General features: G+C 72.0%; 22 protein-coding genes and 4 tRNA genes. 16 read left to right on the top strand and 10 right to left on the bottom strand.

From position 1 onward, the window contains the following. Positions 1-260 precede the first annotated feature (260 nt). Positions 261-863 carry a YcjF family protein gene (locus tag ABDZ66_RS13810; RefSeq protein ID WP_343760002.1) on the top strand — a complete coding sequence of 201 codons (603 nt, stop codon included), beginning with the start codon at positions 261-263 and terminating at the stop codon, positions 861-863. A 220-nt stretch (positions 864-1083) separates the two neighbouring features. Continuing rightward, positions 1084-1353 (top strand): hypothetical protein, encoded by a 270-nt coding sequence (locus ABDZ66_RS13805; protein WP_343760000.1) that lies wholly within the window; start codon positions 1084-1086, stop codon positions 1351-1353. A 31-nt stretch (positions 1354-1384) separates the two neighbouring features. Here the strand turns inward: ABDZ66_RS13805 and ABDZ66_RS13800 are convergent, their stop codons facing one another. Together ABDZ66_RS13800 and mqnC are read right to left on the bottom strand one after the other, a co-directional pair. Then, positions 1385-1741 carry a hypothetical protein gene (locus ABDZ66_RS13800; RefSeq protein ID WP_343759998.1) on the bottom strand — a complete coding sequence of 119 codons (357 nt, stop codon included), beginning with the start codon at positions 1739-1741 and terminating at the stop codon, positions 1385-1387. Positions 1742-1755: 14 nt separating this feature from the next. After that, positions 1756-2943, bottom strand: coding sequence for a cyclic dehypoxanthinyl futalosine synthase (mqnC, locus tag ABDZ66_RS13795; RefSeq protein ID WP_343759996.1), 1188 nt, complete (start codon positions 2941-2943; stop codon positions 1756-1758). A gap of 208 nt (positions 2944-3151) precedes the next feature. Between mqnC and gnd the strand changes: the two genes are divergently transcribed. The 6 genes from gnd (at position 3152) to ABDZ66_RS13765 (ending at position 10040) form a co-directional block, all read left to right on the top strand. Further along, positions 3152-4219: a phosphogluconate dehydrogenase (NAD(+)-dependent, decarboxylating) gene (gene gnd / locus ABDZ66_RS13790; RefSeq protein WP_343759994.1), complete on the top strand. Its 1068-nt coding sequence runs from the start codon at positions 3152-3154 to the stop codon at positions 4217-4219. Between the two features lie 290 nt (positions 4220-4509). After that, complete coding sequence (gene zwf, locus ABDZ66_RS13785; RefSeq protein WP_425544439.1) at positions 4510-6006, top strand: glucose-6-phosphate dehydrogenase; 1497 nt, start codon at positions 4510-4512, stop codon at positions 6004-6006. A gap of 88 nt (positions 6007-6094) precedes the next feature. After that, on the top strand, positions 6095-7048 hold the full coding sequence (locus tag ABDZ66_RS13780; protein WP_343759990.1) for a glucose-6-phosphate dehydrogenase assembly protein OpcA: 954 nt from the start codon (positions 6095-6097) through the stop codon (positions 7046-7048). Next, positions 7045-7731 (top strand): 6-phosphogluconolactonase, encoded by a 687-nt coding sequence (pgl, locus tag ABDZ66_RS13775; RefSeq protein ID WP_343759988.1) that lies wholly within the window; start codon positions 7045-7047, stop codon positions 7729-7731. Before ABDZ66_RS13780 ends, pgl begins: the two co-directional genes overlap by 4 nt. Before the next feature lie 63 nt (positions 7732-7794). Continuing rightward, complete coding sequence (gene queG / locus ABDZ66_RS13770) at positions 7795-8898, top strand: tRNA epoxyqueuosine(34) reductase QueG (protein WP_343759984.1); 1104 nt, start codon at positions 7795-7797, stop codon at positions 8896-8898. 314 nt (positions 8899-9212) lie between these two features. After that, the gene (locus ABDZ66_RS13765) at positions 9213-10040 is read left to right on the top strand and encodes a glutaminyl-peptide cyclotransferase (RefSeq protein WP_343760329.1); all 828 of its coding nucleotides are present in this window, start codon (positions 9213-9215) and stop codon (positions 10038-10040) included. Between the two features lie 174 nt (positions 10041-10214). Here the strand turns inward: ABDZ66_RS13765 and tmk are convergent, their stop codons facing one another. Both tmk and ABDZ66_RS13755 read right to left on the bottom strand, forming a co-directional pair. Further along, the gene (gene tmk, locus ABDZ66_RS13760; RefSeq protein WP_343759982.1) at positions 10215-10844 is read right to left on the bottom strand and encodes a dTMP kinase; all 630 of its coding nucleotides are present in this window, start codon (positions 10842-10844) and stop codon (positions 10215-10217) included. A gap of 11 nt (positions 10845-10855) precedes the next feature. Then, positions 10856-11662 (bottom strand): Nif3-like dinuclear metal center hexameric protein, encoded by an 807-nt coding sequence (locus tag ABDZ66_RS13755; RefSeq protein WP_343759980.1) that lies wholly within the window; start codon positions 11660-11662, stop codon positions 10856-10858. Between the two features lie 206 nt (positions 11663-11868). Between ABDZ66_RS13755 and ABDZ66_RS13750 the strand changes: the two genes are divergently transcribed. Beyond that, complete coding sequence (locus ABDZ66_RS13750) at positions 11869-13986, top strand: hypothetical protein (RefSeq protein WP_343759978.1); 2118 nt, start codon at positions 11869-11871, stop codon at positions 13984-13986. A 252-nt stretch (positions 13987-14238) separates the two neighbouring features. On the opposite strand, the gene ABDZ66_RS13745 is transcribed toward ABDZ66_RS13750, so the two are convergent. The 3 genes from ABDZ66_RS13745 to ABDZ66_RS13735 all read right to left on the bottom strand — a co-directional run bounded on the left by ABDZ66_RS13745 (position 14239) and on the right by ABDZ66_RS13735 (position 15213). Continuing rightward, a tRNA-Met gene (locus ABDZ66_RS13745) sits at positions 14239-14315 on the bottom strand. 35 nt (positions 14316-14350) lie between these two features. Next, positions 14351-14426, bottom strand: a tRNA-Ala gene (locus ABDZ66_RS13740). Between the two features lie 88 nt (positions 14427-14514). Continuing rightward, complete coding sequence (locus ABDZ66_RS13735; RefSeq protein WP_343759975.1) at positions 14515-15213, bottom strand: TrmB family transcriptional regulator; 699 nt, start codon at positions 15211-15213, stop codon at positions 14515-14517. Between the two features lie 110 nt (positions 15214-15323). Between ABDZ66_RS13735 and ABDZ66_RS13730 the strand changes: the two genes are divergently transcribed. After that, positions 15324-15533, top strand: coding sequence for a hypothetical protein (locus ABDZ66_RS13730; protein ID WP_343759972.1), 210 nt, complete (start codon positions 15324-15326; stop codon positions 15531-15533). A gap of 86 nt (positions 15534-15619) precedes the next feature. Here the strand turns inward: ABDZ66_RS13730 and ABDZ66_RS13725 are convergent. Then, positions 15620-15694 (bottom strand) — tRNA-Val (locus ABDZ66_RS13725). 5 nt (positions 15695-15699) lie between these two features. Further along, positions 15700-15775: transfer RNA gene (locus ABDZ66_RS13720), tRNA-Ile, on the bottom strand. A gap of 108 nt (positions 15776-15883) precedes the next feature. Between ABDZ66_RS13720 and ABDZ66_RS13715 the strand changes: the two genes are divergently transcribed. From ABDZ66_RS13715 to ABDZ66_RS13695, 5 genes are all read left to right on the top strand, one after another. Then, positions 15884-17275 carry a glycogen synthase gene (locus ABDZ66_RS13715; RefSeq protein ID WP_343759970.1) on the top strand — a complete coding sequence of 464 codons (1392 nt, stop codon included), beginning with the start codon at positions 15884-15886 and terminating at the stop codon, positions 17273-17275. Continuing rightward, entirely contained in the window at positions 17272-18207 is a 936-nt protein-coding gene (locus ABDZ66_RS13710; RefSeq protein ID WP_343759967.1) for a hypothetical protein, read from the top strand. The genes ABDZ66_RS13715 and ABDZ66_RS13710 overlap by 4 nt, the downstream gene beginning before the upstream one ends. Before the next feature lie 60 nt (positions 18208-18267). Continuing rightward, entirely contained in the window at positions 18268-19053 is a 786-nt protein-coding gene (locus ABDZ66_RS13705) for an RNA methyltransferase (protein WP_343759965.1), read from the top strand. Positions 19054-19288: 235 nt separating this feature from the next. Then, positions 19289-20941: a GAF domain-containing sensor histidine kinase gene (locus ABDZ66_RS13700; protein WP_343760326.1), complete on the top strand. Its 1653-nt coding sequence runs from the start codon at positions 19289-19291 to the stop codon at positions 20939-20941. A gap of 257 nt (positions 20942-21198) precedes the next feature. Further along, positions 21199-21459 carry a hypothetical protein gene (locus ABDZ66_RS13695; RefSeq protein ID WP_343759963.1) on the top strand — a complete coding sequence of 87 codons (261 nt, stop codon included), beginning with the start codon at positions 21199-21201 and terminating at the stop codon, positions 21457-21459. Here the strand turns inward: ABDZ66_RS13695 and apaG are convergent. Next, a complete protein-coding gene (gene apaG / locus ABDZ66_RS13690; RefSeq protein ID WP_343759961.1) occupies positions 21452-21856 on the bottom strand; it encodes a Co2+/Mg2+ efflux protein ApaG in 405 nt (134 codons plus the stop codon). The genes ABDZ66_RS13695 and apaG overlap by 8 nt on opposite strands. Before the next feature lie 38 nt (positions 21857-21894). On the opposite strand from apaG, the gene ABDZ66_RS13685 reads away from it, so the two are divergent. After that, entirely contained in the window at positions 21895-22950 is a 1056-nt protein-coding gene (locus ABDZ66_RS13685) for a M42 family metallopeptidase (RefSeq protein WP_343759959.1), read from the top strand. The last annotated feature ends 71 nt before the right edge of the window (positions 22951-23021 follow it).

Genomic DNA, 23021 nt, shown 5'->3' with positions numbered 1-23021 from the left:
ACGCGCCGGGAATGAGCCGCGCATGACAACTTCACCCGGCGCTCCCTGAACTGGCTGTCAGAGGGCTGTCAGGGCCGGCGCCTACACTGAGGGGCGAGTGGTGATGAACCCCTCATCCTTCCCTCCGACGCGGGCACGCCACCTCCCCCCCCTGGGCGTGCCCGCTCTTTCATGCCGGGCGACCGGCACCGCGGCGGGAAGGTGAACGGGGCATCAGCGGCCGCTCACGCGCGCCCGGAGCGCGGCGCTACACTCGCCGTATGCTGCCGCCGCTCGTGAAACAGGTGCTCGACAACTTCAATTTCGACGTGGACCCGGCCCTGAGCCGCGAGGAGAACGCCGAGGAGGTCATCAAGAGCGCCGCGCTGCTGTCCGGCGCGATCGCCGTGGAACCCATCCCCTTCGCGGACATGCTGCTGATCTCGCCCGTGCAGGCCAAGATGGTGCTGCACATCGGCAAGATCTACGGGTTCGACGTGAGTGCCGACCGGGCGCGCGAGATCGCGCAGGAACTCGGCGTGACCTTCGCGTACGGGTTCGCGGCCCGGCAGGTCATGCGCGGCCTGGCGAAACTGGCGCTGCCGGTCATCGGCGGGCTGATCACCGCGCCCGCCGTGTACGGCTGGACCTTCGCGCTCGGGCGACTGGCGCAGAACTACTTCGAGCGGCGCACGCTGGGCCTGCCCGCCTCGCGCGACCAGCAGGTGCGGGTCGTGCAGGAGGCCAAACAGGAGTCCCGCCGGGTGCTGCCGGGCGCGCAGGACTTCACGGACCTGGCCGCCGAGCTGCGCCGCCGCGCCGAGCAGAAGAACGCCGACCTGGGAAGCCCGGGCGCGGCCCCGAAAGACCCGGACCGGCGTTGAGCCTGTCCCATCATACGGACTCCGATTGAATGGACTGCACAGGCCATTCAATCCGAGCGGATGCGACTCGGAGAGCTGCTCCGCAGAGAAGGAGCCGGGCGGGTTCCGGACGTGGAGTTGACAGATCGGTGGTGTTCCGATCTGTGAACGAAACAAACGGCAGTCCGTATCATTCGTTTGGCGGATGCCGCGCTGCCCGCCGGAACCGTATGCTGGGCGCATGAGCGTTCCCCGTCATTTCAGCGACACGCGGACGGAAGAGGGCCGCGTGAGGATTCTTGCCGTGGCCGACCGCGTGCTGCTGGAGGCCGAGGGACAGGGCTGGCAGCACCGCAGCGTCCACCTGACGCTGGCCGACGCCACACTGGAACTCGCGCTGCTGCCGCGCGTCGGTGAGAACCTGTACGAGGCGACCCTCGACGACATTGAGCGGCAGGTGCGCTTCACGGGTCAGGTGCCCGGCCGGCAGTCCTACCCCGGCGCCGCCTGACCCGGCAGGACCGGGCCGGTCCCCCGCCGGCTCAGTTTTCGGTGAACCAGACGATCAGGCGCGTCTGCTCGCCGCTGGGGTCCAGGGCGTACATGAAGGCCGCCCAGGCGTGCAGGTTCCCCCACTCGTCCGGCGGGGCGTGCGCCTGAACGGCGTGCAGTTCGGTGACGCTCAGGGTGGTGGTGTCCAGCGCCTCCTCGTCCTGGAACAGCAGCTCCGAACGGCTCTGCAGGCTCAGGTCGTCCGGGTGGGGCCGGCCCCCCACGCCGGCCCGTTCCAGCTGGTCGCGCAGGGTGGCGGGCGCGGCGTGCAGGAACCGGGCCGTGAGTTCCCAGCCGCCCTGCGGGTCGGGGCGGTGTTCGCACAGGACCAGTGCCTGCCCGGTCATGCCGGGGAGGCCTGTCAGCTCGCCCCGACGGCGCGGGTCCCCTCGGGGTTGGCGTCGTCGCGGCCCAGGATGGCGGTCACGTCGGGCCGCTCGATGATCTCGAAGCGGCTGTTGCGGATGGCTGGTTCGAAGCCGGCGTCCACGGCGATGCGGATCAGTTCGCGGACGGTGGCGTTGTGCCGCCCGTGCCCGCCGGCGGCCGAGACGACGTTCTCCTCGAGCATGGTGGAGCCGAGGTCGTTCGCGCCGTAGTACAGCGCGGACTGAGCGACCTTGAAGCCCTGCGCGGGCCACGACGCCTGGATGTTCGGCACGTTGTCGAGCGCGATGCGGGCAATGGCGAGTTGCTGCAGGTACTCGTGCGCGGTCGCGCCCGGCGCCTTGCCGTGCAGGCGGGTGTGTTCGGTCTGCAGGGTCCACATGGCGAAGCCGGAAAAGCCGTTCCCGCCGTACTCGCGGTTGGCCCGGTCCTGCTGCGCGCGGATCTTCAGGAGGTGGCTGGTGCGCTGCGCGTACGTCTCGCCGAACCCGATGACCATGGTGGCGATGGTGTACAGGCCCTTGCGCTGCGCGGCGTCGATGATCCGGAACCAGTCCTCGCTGCGGATGCGGGCCGGGGCGGCCTTGGCGCGCACGTCGTCTTCGAGGATCTCGCCGCCGGCGCCGGGCAGGCCGTCCAGGCCCGCCTCGATCAGGATGTCCAGCAGGGCGTCCAGGGTGTGCCCGAAGGTCTTCTCCATGAACAGCACCTCCTCGGGCGAGAAGGCGTCGATGCGGATGGTCGGGTGGTTGGCCTTCACGTGCCGCAGCAGGCCGGTGTAGTAGTCCAGGCCCAGCGCGGGGTTCACGCCGCCCTGCAGCAGGATGCGCGTTCCGCCGACCGCCTCGAGTTCGCGGATCTTGTGGCTGATCTGCTCGTAGTCCAGGGTGTAACTGTCTTTCTGGCGGGGCGTGCGGTAGAAGGCGCAGAAGTTGCAGCCGACGTTGCAGATGTTGGTGTAGTTGATGTTCCGGTCGATCAGGAACGACACGGTGCGCGGGTCGCGGCGCGCGAGGCGCAGGTGGTGAGCGGCGGCGGCCACGTCCGGCAGCGGCAGGGCGTACAGCGCCTCGATGCTGGCGTGGTCGAGACGGTCGCCTTGCACGGCCCGGTCAAGCGCAGCGGCGGCCAGGTCGGTTCCGGTGGGGGCGGGAGCGGTCATGCGGGTACGGTAGCACCGGCAGGCGCGGGCATTGGTCTCCGGGCGCACAGGACCGTCGGTCGGGAACGCCGGCAGCCGGGATCAGCGTGGGTCCGAGGGCGGAAAGGTGAGCTGGAACCGGATGGAGCCGCCAGGGGTGAGTCGTATAGTGGCGGGCGGTAAGGCCACCGGGATGGAACCGATTCCGGCATGGTCAGGAGGTCACGCAATGAAGATCGGCATGATTGGACTCGGCAAGATGGGCGGCAACATGGTGCTCCGCCTGACACGCGGCGGTATCGAGGTCACCGGGTACGACCGCAGTGAGGAGAGCGTCGCCCACATCGAGGGCCAGGGGGCACGCGGGGCGCGCTCCATGGACGAACTGATCGCCGCGCTCGGCGAGCCGGGCCAGCGGGCCGTGTGGCTGATGGTGCCGGCCGGCAAGATCACGCAGGGGGTCATCGACGACCTCGCGCAGCGCCTCGCGCCCGGTGACATCATCATCGACGGCGGCAACAGCAACTACAAGGACAGCGTCCAGCGGGCCGAGGCGCTCGCCGCACGCGGCCTGCACTTCGTGGACGTCGGCACCTCGGGCGGCGTGTGGGGCCTTCAGGAAGGCTACGCCATGATGATCGGCGGGCCCGAGGAGGCCGTCGAGCGCCTGCGCCCGGTGTTCGAGGTGCTCGCTCCCGGCGCGGACCGCGGCTGGGGCCGCATGGGTCCCGCCGGCAGCGGCCACTACGTGAAGATGGTCCACAACGGCATCGAGTACGGCATGATGCAGGCCTACGCCGAGGGGTTCGAGCTGATGAAAGCCCACCAGGGCTTCAACCTGGACATGGCGCAGATCGCCGAACTGTGGCGTCACGGCAGCGTGGTGCGCTCGTGGCTGCTGGACCTGACCGCCGAGGCCCTGCAGAACAAGGCCGAGTTCGAGGCGCTCTCGGATTACGTGGCCGACAGCGGCGAGGGCCGCTGGACCATCATCGATTCCATCGAGCTGGGCGTGCCCACGCCGGTCATCACGCTCGCCACCCAGATGCGTTTCCGCAGCCAGCAGGAGGTCAGTTACGCCGGGCAGATGCTCTCGGCCATGCGCCGCGCCTTCGGCGGTCACGCGGTCAAGACCATCGAGACGCCCCGCCAGGAGGGCCTGGTGCCCGAGGTGCAGGCCGGAGAGAACCCCAGCGCCGCCGCGCCCGCCAACATCGGCCAGGGTGGCGCGGGGACCGGCAGCAGCGCCGAGCAGCTGGGTGAGACCGGGCAGCAGCGCGTGAAAGGCGACGAATGAGCCCCGCGAAGAAACAGGACGGCAGGACCGCCACGACGAAGCCCGCCAAGCCCGGAGCCGCCGCCAAGGCCCCGGCCAGCAAGGCGTCCGGACAGACCACCGCCAGGAAGGGCAAGGTCGCGGCCACAGTGCAGGCGAACGTGGAGGCGGACCTCGCGGCCCGCACGGTGGGCGTGGCGCAGGCCGCTCCCGCCAAGCGCCGGGCCAGCGTGAAGACCGCGCAGACCTCCGCGCCCCGCAAGGGCAGCGTCGCGCCGGGTCACGACGGTCAGAATCCCTTCCGGGCGCTGATGCGCCGCAACCGCGCGCCGGAACCGGCGACCCTGGTGATCTTCGGCGCGACCGGCGACCTGTCGCGCCGCAAGCTGCTGCCCGCCGTGTTCGGCCTGTGGCAGGACGGCCTGCTGGGCAGCGCCTTCAACATCGTGGGCGTGGGCCGTCAGGAGATGACGGACGAGCAGTTCAAGGACTACGCCATCGCCGCGCTGCAGGAGAGCAAGGAGACGGACGCCATCCAGCCCGGCAGTCTGGAGAAGTTCCGGGACCTGCTGTACTACGAGTTCGGTGATTTCGCCGGGGACGAGGTGTACGCCAAGCTGGGCCGTGAACTCGACCGCGCCGAGGAGGCGCACGGGGGCCGCAAGAACGCGCTGTTCTACCTCTCGACCCCGCCCAGCCTGTTCGAGCCGATCAGTAACGGCCTGGGCCGCCTGGGCCTGGCGGATCAGAGCGAGGGCTGGCGCCGCCTGGTGATCGAGAAACCCTTCGGGCGTGACCTGGCCAGCGCCCGCGCGCTGAACGACGCCATCCACAAGGTCTGGGACGAGTCGCAGGTGTACCGCATCGACCACTACCTGGGCAAGGAGACCGTGCAGAACCTGATGGCGATCCGCTTCGGGAACGCCATCTTCGAGCCGCTCTGGAACCGTGGGTACGTGGATCACGTGCAGATCACGGCCAGCGAGGACCTGGGCCTGGAGGGCCGCGCCGGGTACTACGAGGAGGCGGGCGTGGTGCGCGACATGCTGCAGAACCACCTGATGCAGCTGTTCGCGCTGACCGCCATGGAACCCCCGGCGGCGTTCGACGCGGACGCCATCCGCGACGAGAAGGTCAAGGTGCTGCGCGCCGTCAAGGAGATCCCCTCGGGCCGCGTGAAGTCGGTCGCGGTGCGCGGGCAGTACGGGCCGGGCACCATGTACGGCGAGAAGGTCACGGGCTACCGCGAGGAACCGAACGTGAAGGAGGGCAGCGTCACGCCCACCTACGTGGCCCTGAAACTGGAGGTGGACAACTGGCGCTGGCAGGGCGTGCCGTTCTTCCTGCGGACCGGGAAGCGGTTGCCGAAGAAGGTCACGGAGATCGCCGTGGTGTTCAAACGCCCGCCGCTGGGCATCTTCCCCGGCGGGCTGGAACGCAACGTGCTGGCGTTCCGCATCCAGCCGGACGAGGGCGTGAGCCTGAAGTTCAGCTCCAAGACGCCGGGGCAGGAGATGGTGCTGCGCGAGGTGGTCATGGACTTCCGCTACGACGCGTTCGGCGCGCAGCTCGAGAGTCCGTACTCGCGTCTGCTGCTCGACGCGATGGTCGGGGACGCCACGCTGTTCCCCCGCGAGGACGAGGTGGACCTCGCGTGGCAGATCGTGAGCGGCATCCTGGACGTCTGGGAGGCCGAACCGGGCCGCCGCGAGAAGGGACCGGACTTCCCGAACTACACGTCCGGCACCTGGGGGCCGGACGAGGCCGACGAACTGATGGGCGACGACCGCCGCTGGCGGCGCCTGTGAACAGGCTGGAGCGTGGAGGACAGGTGATGGATCAGGCCCTCGCCATCCGCCATGTGCCATCCGCCATCCGCCTGCCCGGAGGGCACCCATGACCTACGCGACCGACCTGAAACCGCTGGGCCCGGTGGACACCACCGTCCGCAAGGCCCAGGTCACGCTGGACGAGCTGTGGGTGCAGACGAACGTCGAGACCCGCGCGTACACCGGGAACATCATCGCCCTGACCGTGAAAAAGCACCTGGAACGCGTGCAGGAAGCCCTGGCGGGCCTGGAGGGCCGCTACGCGGGGCGGCAGATCATCGGCGTGATGGACGGCACGGACGACCTGACCGTGCATGCCAGCCTCGTCCCGCAGCGCGGCGGGCTGTACGTGGAGCGCCTGACGCTGGAGGCCAGCGCCGAGCAGCTGCAGGGCGCGATCCTGCCGCTGATCCGTCCGGCCACCGTGAACCACGTGTGGTGGGGCGCGGACAGCCGCCCGGAGGGCACGCTGCTGGCCGAACTGACCGACCTGGCCGATCAGGTGATCGTGGACAGCCTGACGCTGGACATGCCGCCCTCGCGGCACTACGCGCTGGCGGACCTGGGCTGGAGCCGCTCGGCGCCGTGGCGTGAGGCGCTGGCGCAGGTGTTCGACAGTCCGGACGCGGCCCGGCAACTGCCGCGCATCGACCGGCTGGTCGTGCGGCACGCCGGGAAGAAGGACCTTCCGGCGCGGCTGTACGCGGGGTTCATTGCCGACACGCTGGGCTGGAAGGACCTGCGGAACGTGGAGTTCCGTTCGGGCCGCTGCGGGCGCGAGAACGGCGACCTGTGCGGCGTGGAACTGCTGGGCGACGGCGTGCGCTTCGTGCTGAGCGCCGAGAGTGGCGCCGGGAACGACGTGGTGCGCCTGGAGTGCCGCTGGGACGGCGTGAACCGCGAGTCCGAGGTGCCGGTGCCCACCATGACGCTGGCCGAGGGACTGGCGCGCGTCATGGCCCGCCCGGAGCGCGGCGAGGTGTTCGAGCACGCCTGGACGCTCGCCAAGGAGACGCTGTGAGCGCCGCCCTGGGTGAACGCCGCGTCTTCCCCACCCCGCAGGCGACGGCCGTGGCGGCCGCGCACGCCTTCGTGCAGGCGGCCCGCGAGGCCGTCACGGCGCGCGGCGCGTTTCACGTGGCGCTGTCCGGCGGCAGCACCCCGAAACTGATGTACGCCGCGCTGCGCGACCTGCCCGGCGTGCCGTGGGAGGCCACGCACGTGTACTTCAGCGACGAACGCGCGGTCGGGCCGGACAGCCCGGACAGCAACTACCGCCTCGCGCACGAGGAACTGCTGCGCCACGTACCGGTCCCGCCGGAACAGGTGCGTCGCATGCAGGGCGAGGTCCGCCCGCTGAGCGACGCCGCGCGGGCCTACGCGCAGGCGCTGCCCGCGCAACTGGACGTGGTGCTGCTGGGCATGGGCGACGACGGGCACACCGCCAGCCTGTTCCCCGGCACGGACGCCCTGAACGCCGGCGGGCGGGTCGCGGCGAACCGGGTGCCGAAACTCGACACGGAGCGCCTGACCTTCACGTTCCCCGAGATCAACGCGGCGCGTCAGCGCTGGCTGCTGGTCACGGGTGCGGGCAAGGCGGGCGTGCTGGCCGAGGTGCAGCGCGGCGAGGGCAACCACCCGGTCGCCGGCGTGACCGGTCCCGTGTGGTTCCTGGACGGGGCGGCCGCCGCGCACCTCGGGTAAGGGTCAGCCACTCCAGTCGCCGGGCACGGTCGGCCGGGCTGCTTTCGGGGCATACTGCGCCCCGTGAGGAGTCCGGCCGATCAACTGTCTGAACTGGCCCTGTCGCTGGGTGCCGACGCGGTCGGCTGGGCGCCGGCGCCGGTGCCAGAGGCCGCCGTGCAGGAGTACCAGTCGTGGCTGGACGCCGGGCGGCACGCGGGCATGACCTACCTGGAACGGCAGTTGCCGGTGCGGGCCGATCCCGCCCAGCGGCTGCCGGGCGTGGGGAGCGTGCTGGTGCTGGGCGTGTCGCACGCCTTCGAGCCGCCGCTCGTGCCGGACGGGGGCGTGCGGGTGGGGCGCGTGGCGCGCTACGCATGGACGCCGGACTACCACGATCAGTTGCAGCCGGTCCTGACCCGCCTGGAGCAGGAGGCGGCGGCGCTGGGCGTGCGGGCGCGCGGGTACGTGGATCACGGGCCGGTCATGGAGCGGCTGTTCGCGTCCGGGGCGGGGCTGGGCTGGCGCGGCCGGTCCGGCATGACCATCAACACGGGCCTGGGGGCGTTCGTGACGCTGGCGGTCGTCCTGACCGACCTTCCCCCACCGGACGGCAGCGCGGCGCACCCGGACCGTTGCGGCCGCTGCCTGCGCTGCGTCATGGCCTGCCCGACCGGCGCGATCGGCCCGGACCGCGCCATCGACGCGCGGCGCTGCGTGTCGTATCTGACCATCGAACACCGGGGGCCGGTCCCGCACGACCTGCGGGCCGGGGTGGGCGACTGGCTGTTCGGCTGCGACGTGTGCAGCGAGGTCTGCCCGTGGACCGTGAAGGCCGGGCCGCTGGCGCAGTTGCTGAAACCCGACCCGGACCTGGCGCACCCGGACCTGGGCCGCTTCTTCGGGGTCAGTGAGCGGGAGTTCGAGCGGCAGTGGGCGGGCACGGCGTTCCTGCGGCCGCGCCGCAAGGGCATGGCCCGCAACGCGCTGACGGTCCTGGGGAACACCCGCGCGCCGCAGGGCTGGCCGCTGCTGCTGGCCGGCGCGCAGGACCCCGCCTGGGAGGTGCGCGAGGCGGCCGCCTGGGCGCTGGCCCAGTGGGGTGAAATGACCCGCGTGCGCGCGCTGCTGGACGACCCGCACGCGGCGGTGCGGGAGGGCGCGGTGCGCGCCCTGGCCGGAGCATGACCCGGACTCCGGTGTCTGACACGGACTCCGATTGCATGGCTTGCAAAGCCGTTCACTCCGAGCGAAGCGACTCGGAGAGCTGCCCCGCACAGTGGGAGCAGGGCGGACGGTCGGGCGTGGAGTCGGCAACCCGGTGGGTTGGCGGGTGGAGGGCGAAACGGACGGCAGCCCGTTTGACCTTGCGCGCGGCCGTCCGGCACCCGCGCCGGCGGGCATCCATCCACGCGCCGGGGCCGCGCTTCAGGAACCGTGAAGGAGGCCGGCGCCGGAGCGTCTACCATGAGGACGTGCGCGCCCGTGTCCTCCCCCTGTTGATGTCCCCCCTGCTGGCGGCAGGGTTCCTTCTCTCGCCCGGCGCGGCCCAGACGGCAGCCGCGACGCCCGTCCTGGTCCCCACCGTCACGGCCCGGCACCCGCATGACCGCGCCGCCTTCACCGAGGGGCTTCAGTACCTGGGGGGCAGTTACCTGGAGAGCACCGGGCAGGTCGGGCAGTCCGGGGTGCGGCGCGTGGACCTGAAATCCGGACGGGTCCTGACCCAGGTCAGCACGCCGCTCGCGACGGCCTTCGGCGAGGGCGTGACCGCGCTGGGAAACGTCGTGTACCACCTGACCTGGCAGGAGGGGGTGGCCTTCACGTTCGACGCGGCGTCCCTCAGGGAGACCGGACGCCTGAGGTACGACGGGGAGGGCTGGGGCCTGACCAACGACGGCCGGCAGCTGATCATGAGTAACGGCACGTCCACGCTGGTCTGGCGGGACCCGAAGACCTTCCGCGTGACGCGCAGCGTGAGGGTCACGGACCAGGGACAGCCGGTCCGGAACCTGAACGAACTGGAGTACGTGCAGGGCAGCGTGTACGCGAACGTCTGGCTGACCGACCGTGTGGCTCGCATCGACCCGCAGAGTGGACGGGTCACGGCCTGGCTGGACCTGAGCGCCCTGACCCGCGAGGCGAGCGCCGCGGCGGCCCGCGCCGGCCATTCCCTGACCTTCGACGACGTGCCCAACGGCATTGCGTTCGTGCCGGAGCGCGGTACGCTGCTGCTGACCGGTAAACGCTGGGGCACGCTGTTCGAGGTCAGGGTGCCGGGCGTGAAGGTTGACGCTGGCATCGGCGGCCGCGCCGCGCCGCGCCGCTGAACAGCGTCCGCCTGCCATCAACGCGCGCCGCCGGACTGCCTTTCGGGGCGGCGGGTGCCTGATCCGGATTCCGCTTGAATGGTTGTGCCAAACCATGCAGGCCGGGCGGACCCGAACCGCTGCGCCGCAGGGCGCGTGGGAGCAGAGCGGACTGCCGTCGGCCCGGGGGGCCGGTCAGGACCGGCGGGTCACGGCCTGCCAGATCAGGTCCGCCAGGGTTTCCTGGTCCTGCGTGGCGTCCAGGACCAGGAAGCGGTCGGGGTCGGCGGCGGCCAGCGCCAGGAACGTCTGCCGGACCCGGCGGTGAAAGTCCAGGTCCGCCTGTTCCAGCCGGTCGGGCTGGCCGCGCCGGGCGGCGCGTTCCAGGCCCACGGCCGGGTCGAGGTCCAGCAGGACCGTCAGGTGCGGCGTGAGGCCGCCGGTCGCCTCCTGCGTGATCTGCCGGAGCAGGCTGGCGTTCAGGCCGCGCCCGCCGCCCTGGTACGCGAGGCTGGAGTCGGCGTAGCGGTCGCAGATGACCACCTCGCCGCGTTCCAGCGCCGGGCGGATGACGTTGCGGACCAGCTGGGCGCGGCTGGCCGAGTACAGCAGGAATTCCGGCAGGGGATCGATGGTCAGGGCCGGGTCGAGCAGCACCTCGCGCACCCGCAGGCCCAGCGGGGTGCCGCCGGGTTCGCGGGTGACGGTGTGCGCCCGTCCCTGGGCTTGCAGCTGCGCGGCGAGGCGGGCCAGCTGCGTGCTCTTCCCGGCACCTTCGGGCCCTTCCAGCGAGAGGAACAGGCCGGGGGTGGGCGCGGCGCTCATGGCATGGTGAATCACAGGCCGGTGGGGTGATGCAGGAACTGCCAGGCCAGCCCGAACTCGTCTTCCAGGCGGGCGGCCAGGGCACGCACGCCGAACACCTCGGTCTCGTAGTGTCCGGCGTACACGACGTTCACGCCGTACTCGAAGGCGTCATGGAAGTGCTTGTGTTCGGGCTCGCCGGTCAGCAGGGTGTCCAGGCCCATGGCGGCCGCCTCGGCCACGCTGCCCGCCCCGCCGCCGCTCAGGACGCCCAGTCGGCGCACGGTGGGGGACTGCCCGCCGCCGTGCACGAGACAGATCTCGCCCGTGAGTTTCTGCACGCGGTCCGCGAAGTCCTGCAGGGTCTGTTCGAACGGCAGTTCGCCCGCCAGACCGATCTTCTGGCCCTGCCAGTTCCCGAAGGGCTGCAGGTTCTGCAGGGTCAGGGCGCGGGCGATCATGGCGTTGTTGCCGACCTCCGGGTGCGCGTCGAGCGGGATGTGCGACACGTACAGGTTCAGGTCTGCCGACAGGGCCGTGCGCAGCCGCTCCCGGTGCGGGCCGGTCACGGCGAGCGGCTGGCCCCAGAACAGGCCGTGGTGGGCGATCAACAGGTCCGCACCGCTGTCAGCGGCGTGCTGCAGTGTCTTGAGGCTGGTATCCACGCTGACCGCCACGCGGCGGATCACGTCGGTCCCGCTGATCTGCAGGCCGTTCAGGCTGGGGTCCGGGTACGCGCCGACGTTCAGGTAGGTGTTCAGCCACGCCACGAGCGCGTCGCGCGGCACCTCGCCGCGGGTCAGGGAAGCGGGGGAAGAGCTGGCAGAAACGTCCGACATGACAGGCATTCTAGGCGGCCCGGCCCGAGACGAATGCCGGCCCGGGTTGCAGTTCCGGGGTCCGGGGGGCGCAGCGGGGCGGGCGAGGCGTCCGGCGGGGCGCGGTCATCCTCTAGACTCACCGGGATGTCCTGCTGCGCCGCCCGGTTCCTTCCTTCCGCTGTTCCTCCGGTTCCGCCCAGGGGCGCCCGGCCCGGCAGGGGCGCGTGAACGCCGACCTGCGCGGCCGGGTGTTCACCGGCCCCGGGCCGCTGCACCCCACCCTGACCGAGGCGCGTGTCGGGGCCATCGAGCGCGTCCTGCGCGCCGCGCCGCACCTGTGGGCGCTGCTGAACGTCACGCTGCCCGGCCCGGACGCCCGCCCGGTTCACGCCCTGCTGCTCGGGCCGGGCGGCGCGGACCTGATCGACCTCGGTGGCGACCTGCCCGGCACCCTCGCGGCGGCCGCCCGGCTGCGCCGCCTGCTGCCGGCCCCGGCGCCGGTCACGGTCACGCTGCTGCAGGCCGACCGGGCACACCCGGCCGACCCGCACCCGGCCGACCCGCACCCGGAGCAGGTGCCGGACGGCGACCCGGACGCCCTGGCCGGCGCCCTGCACGCCTCGCTGCTGCCCGATGGACCGCTCGACCCGGCCGACGTGATCGCCCGGCTGGACGGCCGTCCGGCCCGGCTGGCGTTCCTGCAGGGTCAGGTGCTGAGCGCCCTGGAAGGACAGGGCGTGCCCGGCGTGCAGGTCTGGGTCCAGGCGGGCGGGCAAACCCTGAACACGGTCACGGACGCGGACGGCAGCTACGCCCTGAGCGCCGACCAGGGCCAGGAACTCGAGATCGGGTTCGTGCCGCCACTGCGTTACCGCGCGCCCGACACGTTGCGCCTGCACCCGGACGCTCCGCACCTGAGCGTGGAGGCCACGCGCCTGCCGGAACGGGCCTCACGCCTGTCGGAGGACGACATCCGCGGCGTGATGATGCAGGCCATGCAGGCCCGGCTGGAAGCGCAGCTGGCGCGGGACCCGCAGGCGTGGACCGACCCGGCCCGGCAGCTCGGCGCCGTGATCGAGGACCTGCGCGGGCAACTGCGCTCGGCGTCGCAGCAGGTCACCGAACGGCAGCAGGAGGAACCGGGGTCCGGCGCGACGCTGGCGGTGCAGGTGCGCCACGCCGCGGACCGGCAACTGCTGACCGCGCAGGCGCAGGACCTCGGGCGGGCGCTTGCGGACCTGGACGGCGCGGCGGGCGAGCCGCAGCAGGCAGCCGTGCAGCGCGCCATCGACACCCTGACGCGCGTCACGGCGAGCCGCAGCAGCGAGCGGCGCCGCACGGCACCTCCCCCTGCCCGGCCGGCGTCCCTGCAACCCCGCCTGCCCATGCCGCTGCCGGAAAACGCGCCGCCCCTGCGGACCGTGCCGTTCACCGACACGGCCACCCGGCCGGAACCGGTCGGGGCAGTCCCGGACGGTCCGGCAGCTGACGCGGGTTCCCCCGCCGCGCTCCGGGACGCGGCCGAGACCGCACCGGCCCCGCCGGACACCGCCAGTTCCGGCCCGGACGACGTGAGTCTGACGCCACCCGCGCCCGTGACCCGGCCTGACCCCCGCCCGGCCCCGGTCAGCCCCTCCGTCACGCCGGAACCGGCCCGCCCCGCTGCCACGCCCCGCCGCTCCGGCCCGCTGCCCTGGGTCGCCGGGGGCCTGCTCGGCGTGGCGATCATCGCCGGGCTGATCCTGGGCGGCCGCGACAGCCGCGCACCCACCGCAGCGCCGGCCCAGCCGGATTCACCCGTGACGGCCGCGCCCACCACCCCGGCCCCCACGCCGCCGACAGCCTCCGCGCCCGTCGCGCGGCCAGCTCCGCGTGTGGCCGTCACCGTGACCGAAACGCCCCTCGCGGCCCCCGCCCCGCCCCGCGTGACCGTCACCAGCCCGGCGCCGACTCCCCCCACGCCACCGGCGCCCGCCACAGCCCCTCAGCCTTCCACGGCGGCGCGGCCCTCGCCCGCCCGGTCCGCCGGGGAAGCGCCGGCACGCCGCACCCCGCGCGTCACCCCTGCCGCGACAGCACCCGCCAGCCGCCGCGCCGCCCCTGCATCCACCAATCGTCCCCCGAAAACACCGGAACCCGTCACGCCGGCCCCGGACCTGCCGTTCATCGCGCCGCCCCTGCCCGCCTCCACCCCCCCCGAGGCTCCCGCCACGCCGAGCGCCGTCCCCACCGATACCCCCGGAACAGACGCCGCCGGCCCCCCCGACCTCACGCCCACCACACCTCCCCCGCCGGCCCTCAGTCCCGTCAGCATCCCCGCCACCCCTCCCAGCAGACCCTGATTCGGACCCGGACTGAACGGTTCTCCCGGATCAGTCCGGGTGCGAATCATACGGACTCCGATTGAATGGCTTACAAAGCCGCTGGGTCCGAGCGAATGCGACTCGTAGAGCTGCCCCGCAGAGGAGGAGCTGGACGGGTTCCGGACGTGGAGTTGACAGATCGGTGGTGGTCCGATCTGTCAACGAAACAAACGGCAGTCCGCATCAGGCACAAAGCAAAAAATCCCCGTCCAAGACGGGGATTTTTGTGTTTGGTGGCGATGCCCGGACTTGAACCGGGGACCTAACGATTATGAGTCGTTCGCTCTAACCAGCTGAGCTACATCGCCTTGAAAAAACCCCGCCTGCGGGCGGGGGCGTTCTCTGGTGGAGCTGAGGGGATTCGAACCCCTGACCTTCTGAATGCCATTCAGACGCGCTCCCAACTGCGCCACAGCCCCGCTTTTTCCCTCTTGCCTCTTTCGAGGCTCAGATAGATTAACAGCGCCCTCCCGACCTGTCAACTGCGGCCGGGGCGGTCCGGGCGGGTCAGTCGTTCGTGACGGTGGCCGTCGCGGCGGGCGTCGCCGTGGTCCGGGCGGCCAGCTGCACGTACCCTTCGATCAGGTGAATGATGACCGGGTTGTGCGTGTGGACGCCGTGCGCCTCGCCGCTGCCGTCCTCGTCGATGAAGTGGGCAATGAGGGCGGCCTCGCCGTCGCGGGCGAGCAGGAAGGCGCGCTGTCCGTGCGCGGCGATGCGGGGCAGGTCGGCCAGGGCGGTGCGGTGCAGTTCGACGCCGCGCGGGGTGAGGCGCTCGAGCCGGTCGGCGAAGCTGGCCTCACCGGCCATGTAGAGGCTGCGGCGGGCGTTCAGGGTGAGGTCCTCGCAGAGGCTGCGGATGGCGGCCTCGCCGTGCAGGTGGTACACGGCTTCGGGGGCGGGATCGGGGGCGAGGCGGGAGAGGTCCCGGTCGAGGGCGCCGAGGCGGTCATCGAAGGAGCGGCGGGCGCGGGCGAGGTACTCGCGGGCGCTGAGGGGCGCGTACTCGAGGGGGTTCTGTCCGACCTTGGCGGCCAGACCGCGTCCCTCGAGGCGTTCGAGCGTCTCGTAGATCTTGGGTCGGGGAATGCCGGCCTGCCGGGCCACGCGGGCCGGTACGGCTCGCCCGAGGGCCAGGAGGGCGGTGTAGGCACGGGCTTCGTACTCGGTCAGCCCGAGCGCTTGCAGGTGAATCACGGCGCTCATCGCCGTTCAGCATACGGGATGCGGCTGGTCCGGGCGCGCCGCGCGTGAAGGGCGGCCGGGGGCGGCGTTCATCTGCGGACCCCCCGGCAGGTGGGGGGGAGCGTGCGGGCATGATGGTCAGCCGCTCGGTGGGTCTGGACCTGATTCTGGAACGCCTGGGCCGTCAGGGCACCAGTCCGCTGGAGGCAGGGGCGATGCGTGACGTGCTTGCCGAGGACTTTGCCGGGCGGTCCCCGGACAGCCTGAGCGAGGCCGAGTGGCTGCGGGCGCTGGGGCGCATGGGGGCGGTCAAGCAGACCGGGAATGCCGGCATGAAGTGACCGAGTCCGTACGGACCGTTCGCCTGAGCCACCACCCACGGACGCATAAGAAAAACCCCCGCCGGAGCGGGGGTGTTTTTCTGTTCTGGTGGGCGGTATAGGATTTGAACCTACGACCCTTCGCGTGTGAAGCGAATGCTCTACCACTGAGCTAACCGCCCGTTTCTGGTGGGCCCTGCCGGATTTGAACCGGCAACCAATCGGTTATGAGCCGACTGCTCTGACCGTTGAGCTAAGAGCCCGGAGGCTTTGTCTTGCGCCCGTCGTTCAGGCGAGGGGAAGTGTAGCAACGCGGCCCTGTGTTGTCAAACCCGGGCGCCGGGTGGGGTGTGGCGGGTACAGTGCGGGGTATGCAAGTCGTGCACGTGGCGTCCGAGGTGTTCCCGTTCTCGCGGTCCGGTGGGCTGGGTGATGTGCTGGGGGTGCTGCCTGCGGTGCAGGCGGGCCTGGGGGCGGAGGTGACGGTGGTGTCGCCCTGGTACGCGGACGTGCAGGAGGCCGTGACGCCGCTCTGGCGTGGGGTGCTGGCGGGCGTGCCGGGGCAGCCGCCGCTGCCGGAGGTGCGGGTGGGCGAGGTGCGGCGCGGCGGGGTGCGGTTCCTGTTCGTGGGGTTGCCCGCGTTTGACCGGGCGGGGCTGTACCACCCGGATGACGTGTGGCGGTTCAGTCTGTTCGGGCGGGCGGTCCTGCCGGTCCTGGCGCAGCTGGGGGTGCGGCCGGACGTGCTGCACGGGCATGACTGGCAGGCGGGGCTGGTGGTGGCGCACGCGCGTCTGGCGGGGGTGCGGTCGGTGTTCACGGTGCATAACCTGCAGTACCAGGGCCGCTGGAACCTGATGGACGGCATGGGCTGGACGGGTCTGCCGGAGTGGGCGTTCACGCATCAGGGACTGGAGTTTCACGGGGACGTGAACCTGATGAAGGCGGGGCTGGTGTTCTCGTCGCAGGTGACGACGGTCAGTCCGACGTACGCGCGGGAGATCACCACGCCGGCGTTCGGGGAGGGGCTGGAGGGACTGATGCGGCACCTTCAGGGGCAGGGGCGGTTGAGCGGCATCCTGAACGGGCTGGATCAGGCGCGGTGGAATCCGGCGACCGATCCGGACGTGCCGGTGTTCACGGACCCGCGCGGGAAGGGCGCGGCGGTGGCGGCGCTACGCGCGGAATTCGGACTGGACGGCGCGCCGGTCCTGGCGAGCGTCAGCCGGCTGGCCGAGCAGAAGGGCATGGACCTGCTGATCGGGGCGTTGCCGCAGCTGGTGCAGGACTGGAACGTGGTGGTGCTGGGGGGCGGCGATCCGGCGCTGGAGGCGGGCCTGCGGGAGTGGGAGGCGCATCCGAGGGTGGTGTTCGCGCAGGGCATGAACGAGCCGCTCGCGCACCGCATCTACGCCGGTGCGGACGCGTTCGCGATGCCCAGCCGCTTCGAGCCGTGCGGGCTGTCGCAGATGATCGCCATGCGCTACGGGACCCTGCCGGTGGTCCGGGCGACGGGGGGACTGGTGGACACCGTGCCGGCCGACGTGGGCTTCTCGTTCGGGGAGGCGTCGGCGGGGGCGCTGGTCGCGGCGTGCCGGGAGGCGCGCGCGGCGTTCGACGATCCGGCCGGGTGGGCGGCGCGGGCGGCGCGGGCGATGCGGCTGGAGTTCAGCTGGGACGGCCCGGCGCGCGAGTACCTGGGGCTGTACGCGCGGGTCCTGAGCGGCGCCGCGCCGGCCGTGACGGGCCTGGTGGAGGCGTGAGCGGCGACGGTCACGCCGCCGGGCAGGACCGGCCGCAGACGCCGGGCGCGGCGGAACCGGTGCGGGTGGGGCCGGTGCAGGTCGAGGCGCTGGGACCCGAACAGCTGGAACTGGTGCTGGCCGCCCTGTACGAGGCGCCGCGCGAGGCGGTCGCGTGGATGGCGCAGGCCTGCACGGACGCCTGGGTGGCGTTCGAGCGGCACGTGCCGCTGGGGGCGGACGGCACGGAACAGCCGGACGGAACGCGCGAGGTGGTGCTGGGCGCGGTCGGAACGCGGCCCAGTCCGGCGCACGGGTCGGAACTGCTGGGGGGGGTGTTCGGCGGGCCGCGCCGGGCCGAGGTCGCGGCGGCCCTGGCGCGCGCCGCGTGGGAACGGTGCGGGCGGGTGTACGCCTTCGCGGAGGGGCACCTGTTTCCGCCGGAAGCCCTGATCGAGGCGGGGTTCCGCGAGGTGGGCGCGTACCGGCGGCTGGAGGGCCGCGTGCCGTACCGTCACGTGGACGCCCCGGACGGCGTGACGCTGCGCCCCCTGTCGGAGGTGGGGGCGGCGGCGCGGCTGGAGGCGCTCGCGGCGTTCGAGGACCGCGTCGGGCATCACGCGGCCGCGCCGGAGGCCGCGCAGGACGGCGCGGGCGGATTCGATTCGCACCTGAGCGTGGTCGCGCTGGACGCTGCCGGGCGGGGCGTGGGCGTGTGCCGCGCGGCCATCGAGGACGGCCTGGGCCGGGTGGACGCGCCGGGCGTGACGGTGGCGTGGCGGCACACGAACCTCCGCGCGGCGCTGCTGAACGCCGTGAACGCGCGCCTGCGGGCGGGTGGGATCACGCGGGTCAGCGTGGATTCCTGGGGGGACACGCCGGAGGAACTCGCGCACGACCTGCGGCTGGGACTGCACGTGGCCGACGAAACGCCGATCCTGGCGTTTCCCTGAGGGGCGGGAGCGGTTCCGGCTCACCGTGTGCGGGGGGCGCGGCGCGCTAACATCCCGGCTGTGAATCTGGCCGTTGTCCTTGTCTCTCCCAAAACTCCCGGCAATATCGGTTCGGCGGCGCGCGCCATGCTGAACATGGGGGCGCACGACCTGCGGCTGGTCGCGCCGCGTTGCGATCACCTGGATTCGCAGGCGGTGGCGATGGCCGTGCACGCCGCCGATCTGCTGCGCGGCGCGCGCGTGTACCCGACCCTGCGGGAGGCGCTGGCCGACCGGGACCTGAGCGTGGGCACCAGCGCCCGCATCCGCGCGGACCTCCCGGCCCCGCAGCATCCGGCGCAGGTGCGCCCGCTGGTGCGTGCGGCGGCGGCGCCGGCCCTGGTGTTCGGGCCGGAGGAGACCGGGCTGATCAACAGTGACCTGGAGCAGTGTCAGGTGACGGTGCGCGTTCCGACCGGGGATTACGCGAGCCTGAACCTCGCGCAGGCGGTCCTGCTGGTGTGCTACGAGTTCCTGCAGGGCGTGGATGAACAGCCGGAACGGACCCGCAAGACCGCCACGCGCGAGGAGATGGAGTCCATGTACGGGCACCTGCACGAGACCATGCGCCTGATCGGGTACACCGACGCGGTGCGGGCGCGGCACACGCTGCGGCTGTGGCGCGCGATGCTGGACCGCGCCCTGATGACCAGCGCCGAGACCCGCCTGTTCCGCGGCCTGCTGCGACAGGTGCACTGGAAGGTCGGGGACGCCGCGGCGCGCGGCACGGTCGAGGCCCGCCCGCCCGCCGGTGACTCCCTTCCCGCGGCTGAACCCGCCCCGCAGGACGCCGGGCAGGACGGGTAGGCCCGCCGCCTGGGGTGGGTTGCCGCGGTGTTCGCGGGGAGCGCTGCTCTAGACTGCCGGCATGCCGGACGCCCCCGCGCCGCCCCTCCCTGACGGTCCCCTGAACACCCCACGCCACGCGGCCGGTCCCGCCGCGGCTGGCGCGGACGACCTGAGCGTGCCGGCGCTGCCGGCCGAGGAGTCCGGCACGCTGCCCCCGGCGGACCTGCCGGGCGCGTTCCGGCTGTCGGACCGCGTGAAGGTCGTCCGGAACGTGCTGCCGCCCCTGATCGTGCTGGTGGTGGGCGCGGTGGAGTTCCTGATCTCGCTGCTGCCGGGCGGGCAGGAGTTGTGGGCGCACCTGCTGTTCTACGGGCTGGTGGGGCCGGCCGTGACGTACTTCAGCGTGGAGTGGATCGCCGAGGGCACCCGCGCCCGCGAACGGGCCGAACGGGAACTGCGGGACCTGTACGGGCAGCTGCGGGCGTCGCACGCGCAGCTGGGCGCGGTGCAGGCCCTGATGCGGGACCTGACGGACGCCGCGGACATGGGCGCGGTGCTGGATGTCGCGGCGCGCGGCGCGGTCCGCGTGACCGGCGCGACCCACGCGACCCTGACCGTGCCGGGGGGCCTGAGCGGCTCGGCACGCGGCGAGACGCTGCTGTCGGCGCCCAGCGCGGCGCTGTTCCCGTTGCGGGTGTCCATTCCGGGTGGGGGGGCGCTGGCGCTGCACTTCGATTCGCCGCCCACCCCGGACACCGAGTCGCTGGCGCAGGCGCTGGCGGCCGAGGTGGCGCGCGGCGTGGAGGCCGTGCGGCAGCGGACGCTGGACCTGATGACGCTGTACTCGGTGGATCAGAGCATCCGCGCCGAGCGGAACATGCGGCGCCTGCTCTCGCGCATCACGCGCACCATGGCCGACCGGGTGGGTGCCGAGGCCCGCGCGGTGTTCCTGACCGATCAGGACGGCGTGCTGCGACTGGAGTACGCGCAGGACCGGCAGGGCGAGGTGCGGGGCGGCGGGATCGCGCCGCCGTTCGCGCTGCGGGTCGCGCAGGCGGACGGGCCGCTGATCACCACGGCCGACGACGCCGGCGAGGTCTTCCCGGACGCCCGCAGCGTGCTGGGCATCCCCATGCGGGACGACGAGGGACTGGTGGGCGTGCTGATGCTCGGAGACGCCCGCCCGAGCGCCTTCGACGACGCGCGCGTGTCGCTGCTGGCCCTGATGTCCGGGCAGGCGACCCTGGCGGTCCGGAACGCGCGGGCGTACCTGTACTCCGAGGAACTGGCCATCAGTGACGAACGCGCCCGGATTGCCCGCGAGATTCACGACGGGGTGGCGCAGTCCCTGGCGTTCGCGGCCCTGAAACTGGACGTGGTGGCCCGGCAGGTGCACAGCGACCCGGCCCGGGCGGAACATGAGGTGCGGGCCGCGACGACCCTGCTGCGCGAACAGATCCGCGAGGTGCGCCGCTCGATCTTCGCGCTGCGTCCCATCGACCTGGAACGCTACGGGCTGCTGGAGACCGTGCGGCGCTACGTGCTGGATTTCGGCGAGCAGAACGGACTGCGCGCCACGCTGGACATCAGCGGCGACGTGCACCTGTCGCCCGGGGACGAGGCGGTGGTGTTCCGTATCCTGCAAGAAAGCCTGAACAACGTCGCCAAGCACGCCCGCGCTCAGGAGGTCCGCGTGACCCTGCACGGCGGATCGCGCGTGACGCTGCGCGTGCAGGACGACGGCGCCGGGTTCGACCCGGAGCAGGTGACGGGCCGGGTCAGCAGCGCCGGCGGGCTGGGCCTGCTGCAGATGCGCGAGCGGGTCGAGGCGCGCGGCGGCCTGTACCGCGTGCTGTCCAGCCCCGGTCACGGCACCCTGGTCGAGGCGGAGATGCCGCAGGCCTGAACGCACCTCTCATACGGACTCCGATTGAACGGCTTTGTAAGCCATTCAATCCGAGCGGATGCGACTCGGAGAGCTGCTCCGCAGAGAAGGAGAGAAACGCCCCTCCGGAGGTGGCGCTGGCCACCCGGTGAAGTTCCGGATGGTCGGCGAACCAGACGGAGTCCGGATCGCACCGGGGAGCGGCCAACGTCGTGAATTTCACAGCGCCCCCCCCACCTGTGACGTGCCGGACAGACGCGCGGTGCGACCATGCGGCCATGAATGATCACGGACACCCGGGAGTGAGTTTCGAGGCCAGCACCTGGGCTGTCATGGGCCTGGTGTCACGCGAGGACGGCGGGACCGTCACCCTGGCGGACTACGAGGCGCTGTGGGAGCAGATGCTTCAGGGCTGCGAGGCGCGCGGCCTTCGCTTCTCGGGCCGGGCGGTGCCCGTGAACCTGAACGACCTGACGCCCGAGGCGGTGCATCAACTGCTTGACCCGGAGCAGCGGCCGGTGGAAGACCTGTTCAGTTGAGGGTCCGGCCCGGCAGGCTCAGGGCGAAGGCCGGGACCGGCACCTGCACCTGCGACCCCCAGGCGTCCTGCATCACGTAGTGGCCGCCCATGTGCCCGGGCGCGGCGTCGAGCGTCACGAACGAGTCGTACACGAAGGTCCCGCCCGGCGCCAGGACCGGCTGCTCTCCGACGACGCCCTCCCCGTCCACGCGGGTCACGCGGCCCGTGGCGTCCATGATGTCCCAGTGGCGTGCCAGCAGCTGCCAGGTCAGGTCGCTGCGGTTCTCGATGCGGATCACGTACACGAACAGGTGCCGCTCCGGGGTGCTGTGCTCGGGCAGGTAGCGGCTCTGCACCTGCACCTGAATGTCGGGAAAGGCACTGTCCGGCCCTTCGGAGCGGCTGGGTGAATACATGCGGCCCAGAATAACGGGCGCGGCGTAGACTCGGCCCTGTGAGCGACATCAACCGTGAATTCCTGTTCCGCCTGCTTGAAGTGGCGGCCCCCAGTGGCCTGGAACGCCGCGCCGCCGACGTGTGGCTGAAAGAGGCCGCGACCTTCGCGCGGACCAGCGAGGACCACTACGGCAACGCCTACGCCGAGATCGGCCCGGAAGACGCGCCCGCCATTGCCCTGATGGGCCACCTCGACGAGATCGGGCTGATCGTGTCGCACGTGAACGACGACGGCTTCCTGGCGGTGCTGCCGGTGGGCGGCTGGGACCCGCAGGTGCTGGTCGGGCAGCGCATCCGCCTGCTCGCGCCCGGCGGGGACGTGATCGGCGTGATCGGCAAGAAGGCCATTCACGTCATGGAAGCCGACGAGCGCAGCAAGGCCAGCAAGCTGGAAGACCTCTGGATCGACGTGGGCCTCCCGAAGGAGGAGGTGCAGAGCCTGATTCCGGTCGGCACGTACGGCGTGATCGAGCAGGGCCCCATCATGGTCGGCACGCGCGTCGTGAGCCGCGCGCTCGACAACCGCGTGGGCGCGTTCATCGTGCTGGAAGCCCTGCGCGCCCTGAAGGACCACGACCTGAAGTACCGCGTGGTGGCCGTCGGCACCAGCCAGGAGGAGATCGGCTGCTTCGGCGCGCAGGTCGGCGGCTACCGCCTCGACCCCATTGCGGGGGTCGCGGTGGACGTCACGCACGAGACCAAGCAGCCGGGCGTCAGCGAGAAGAAGTACGGCGTGGCCCCCTTCGGGTCCGGCGCGAACCTCACGGTCGGGCCGATGGTCAGCCCCGTCATCACCCGCCAGATGACCGACGCGGCCCGCGAAGCCGGGATTCCCTTCACGCTCAGCGCCGCCGGCCGCTATTCCGGCACGGACGCCGACGCCCTGACCCTGGTGCGGGCCGGGGTGCCCAGCGCCGTCGTCAGCATCCCAAACCGCTACATGCACTCCCCCAGCGAGATGGTCGACGAGCGCGACGTGAAGGCCTGCACGGACATCATCGCCACGTGGATCCGGGCGCTGCCGGAAAGCCCGGACTTCACCCGCCGGGGCTGAGGAGACAGGAAACAGTGGGCACAGCCTGAGCCTACTGAACAGGGCGACACGCGGAATGCCGGTGTCGCCCT

The sequence above is a fragment of the Deinococcus depolymerans genome, assembly GCF_039522025.1.
Taxonomy (GTDB): Bacteria; Deinococcota; Deinococci; order Deinococcales; family Deinococcaceae; genus Deinococcus; species Deinococcus depolymerans.
The sequence above is the reverse complement of the archived record's forward strand: the minus strand, read 5'-3'. Positions and strand labels throughout refer to the sequence as shown.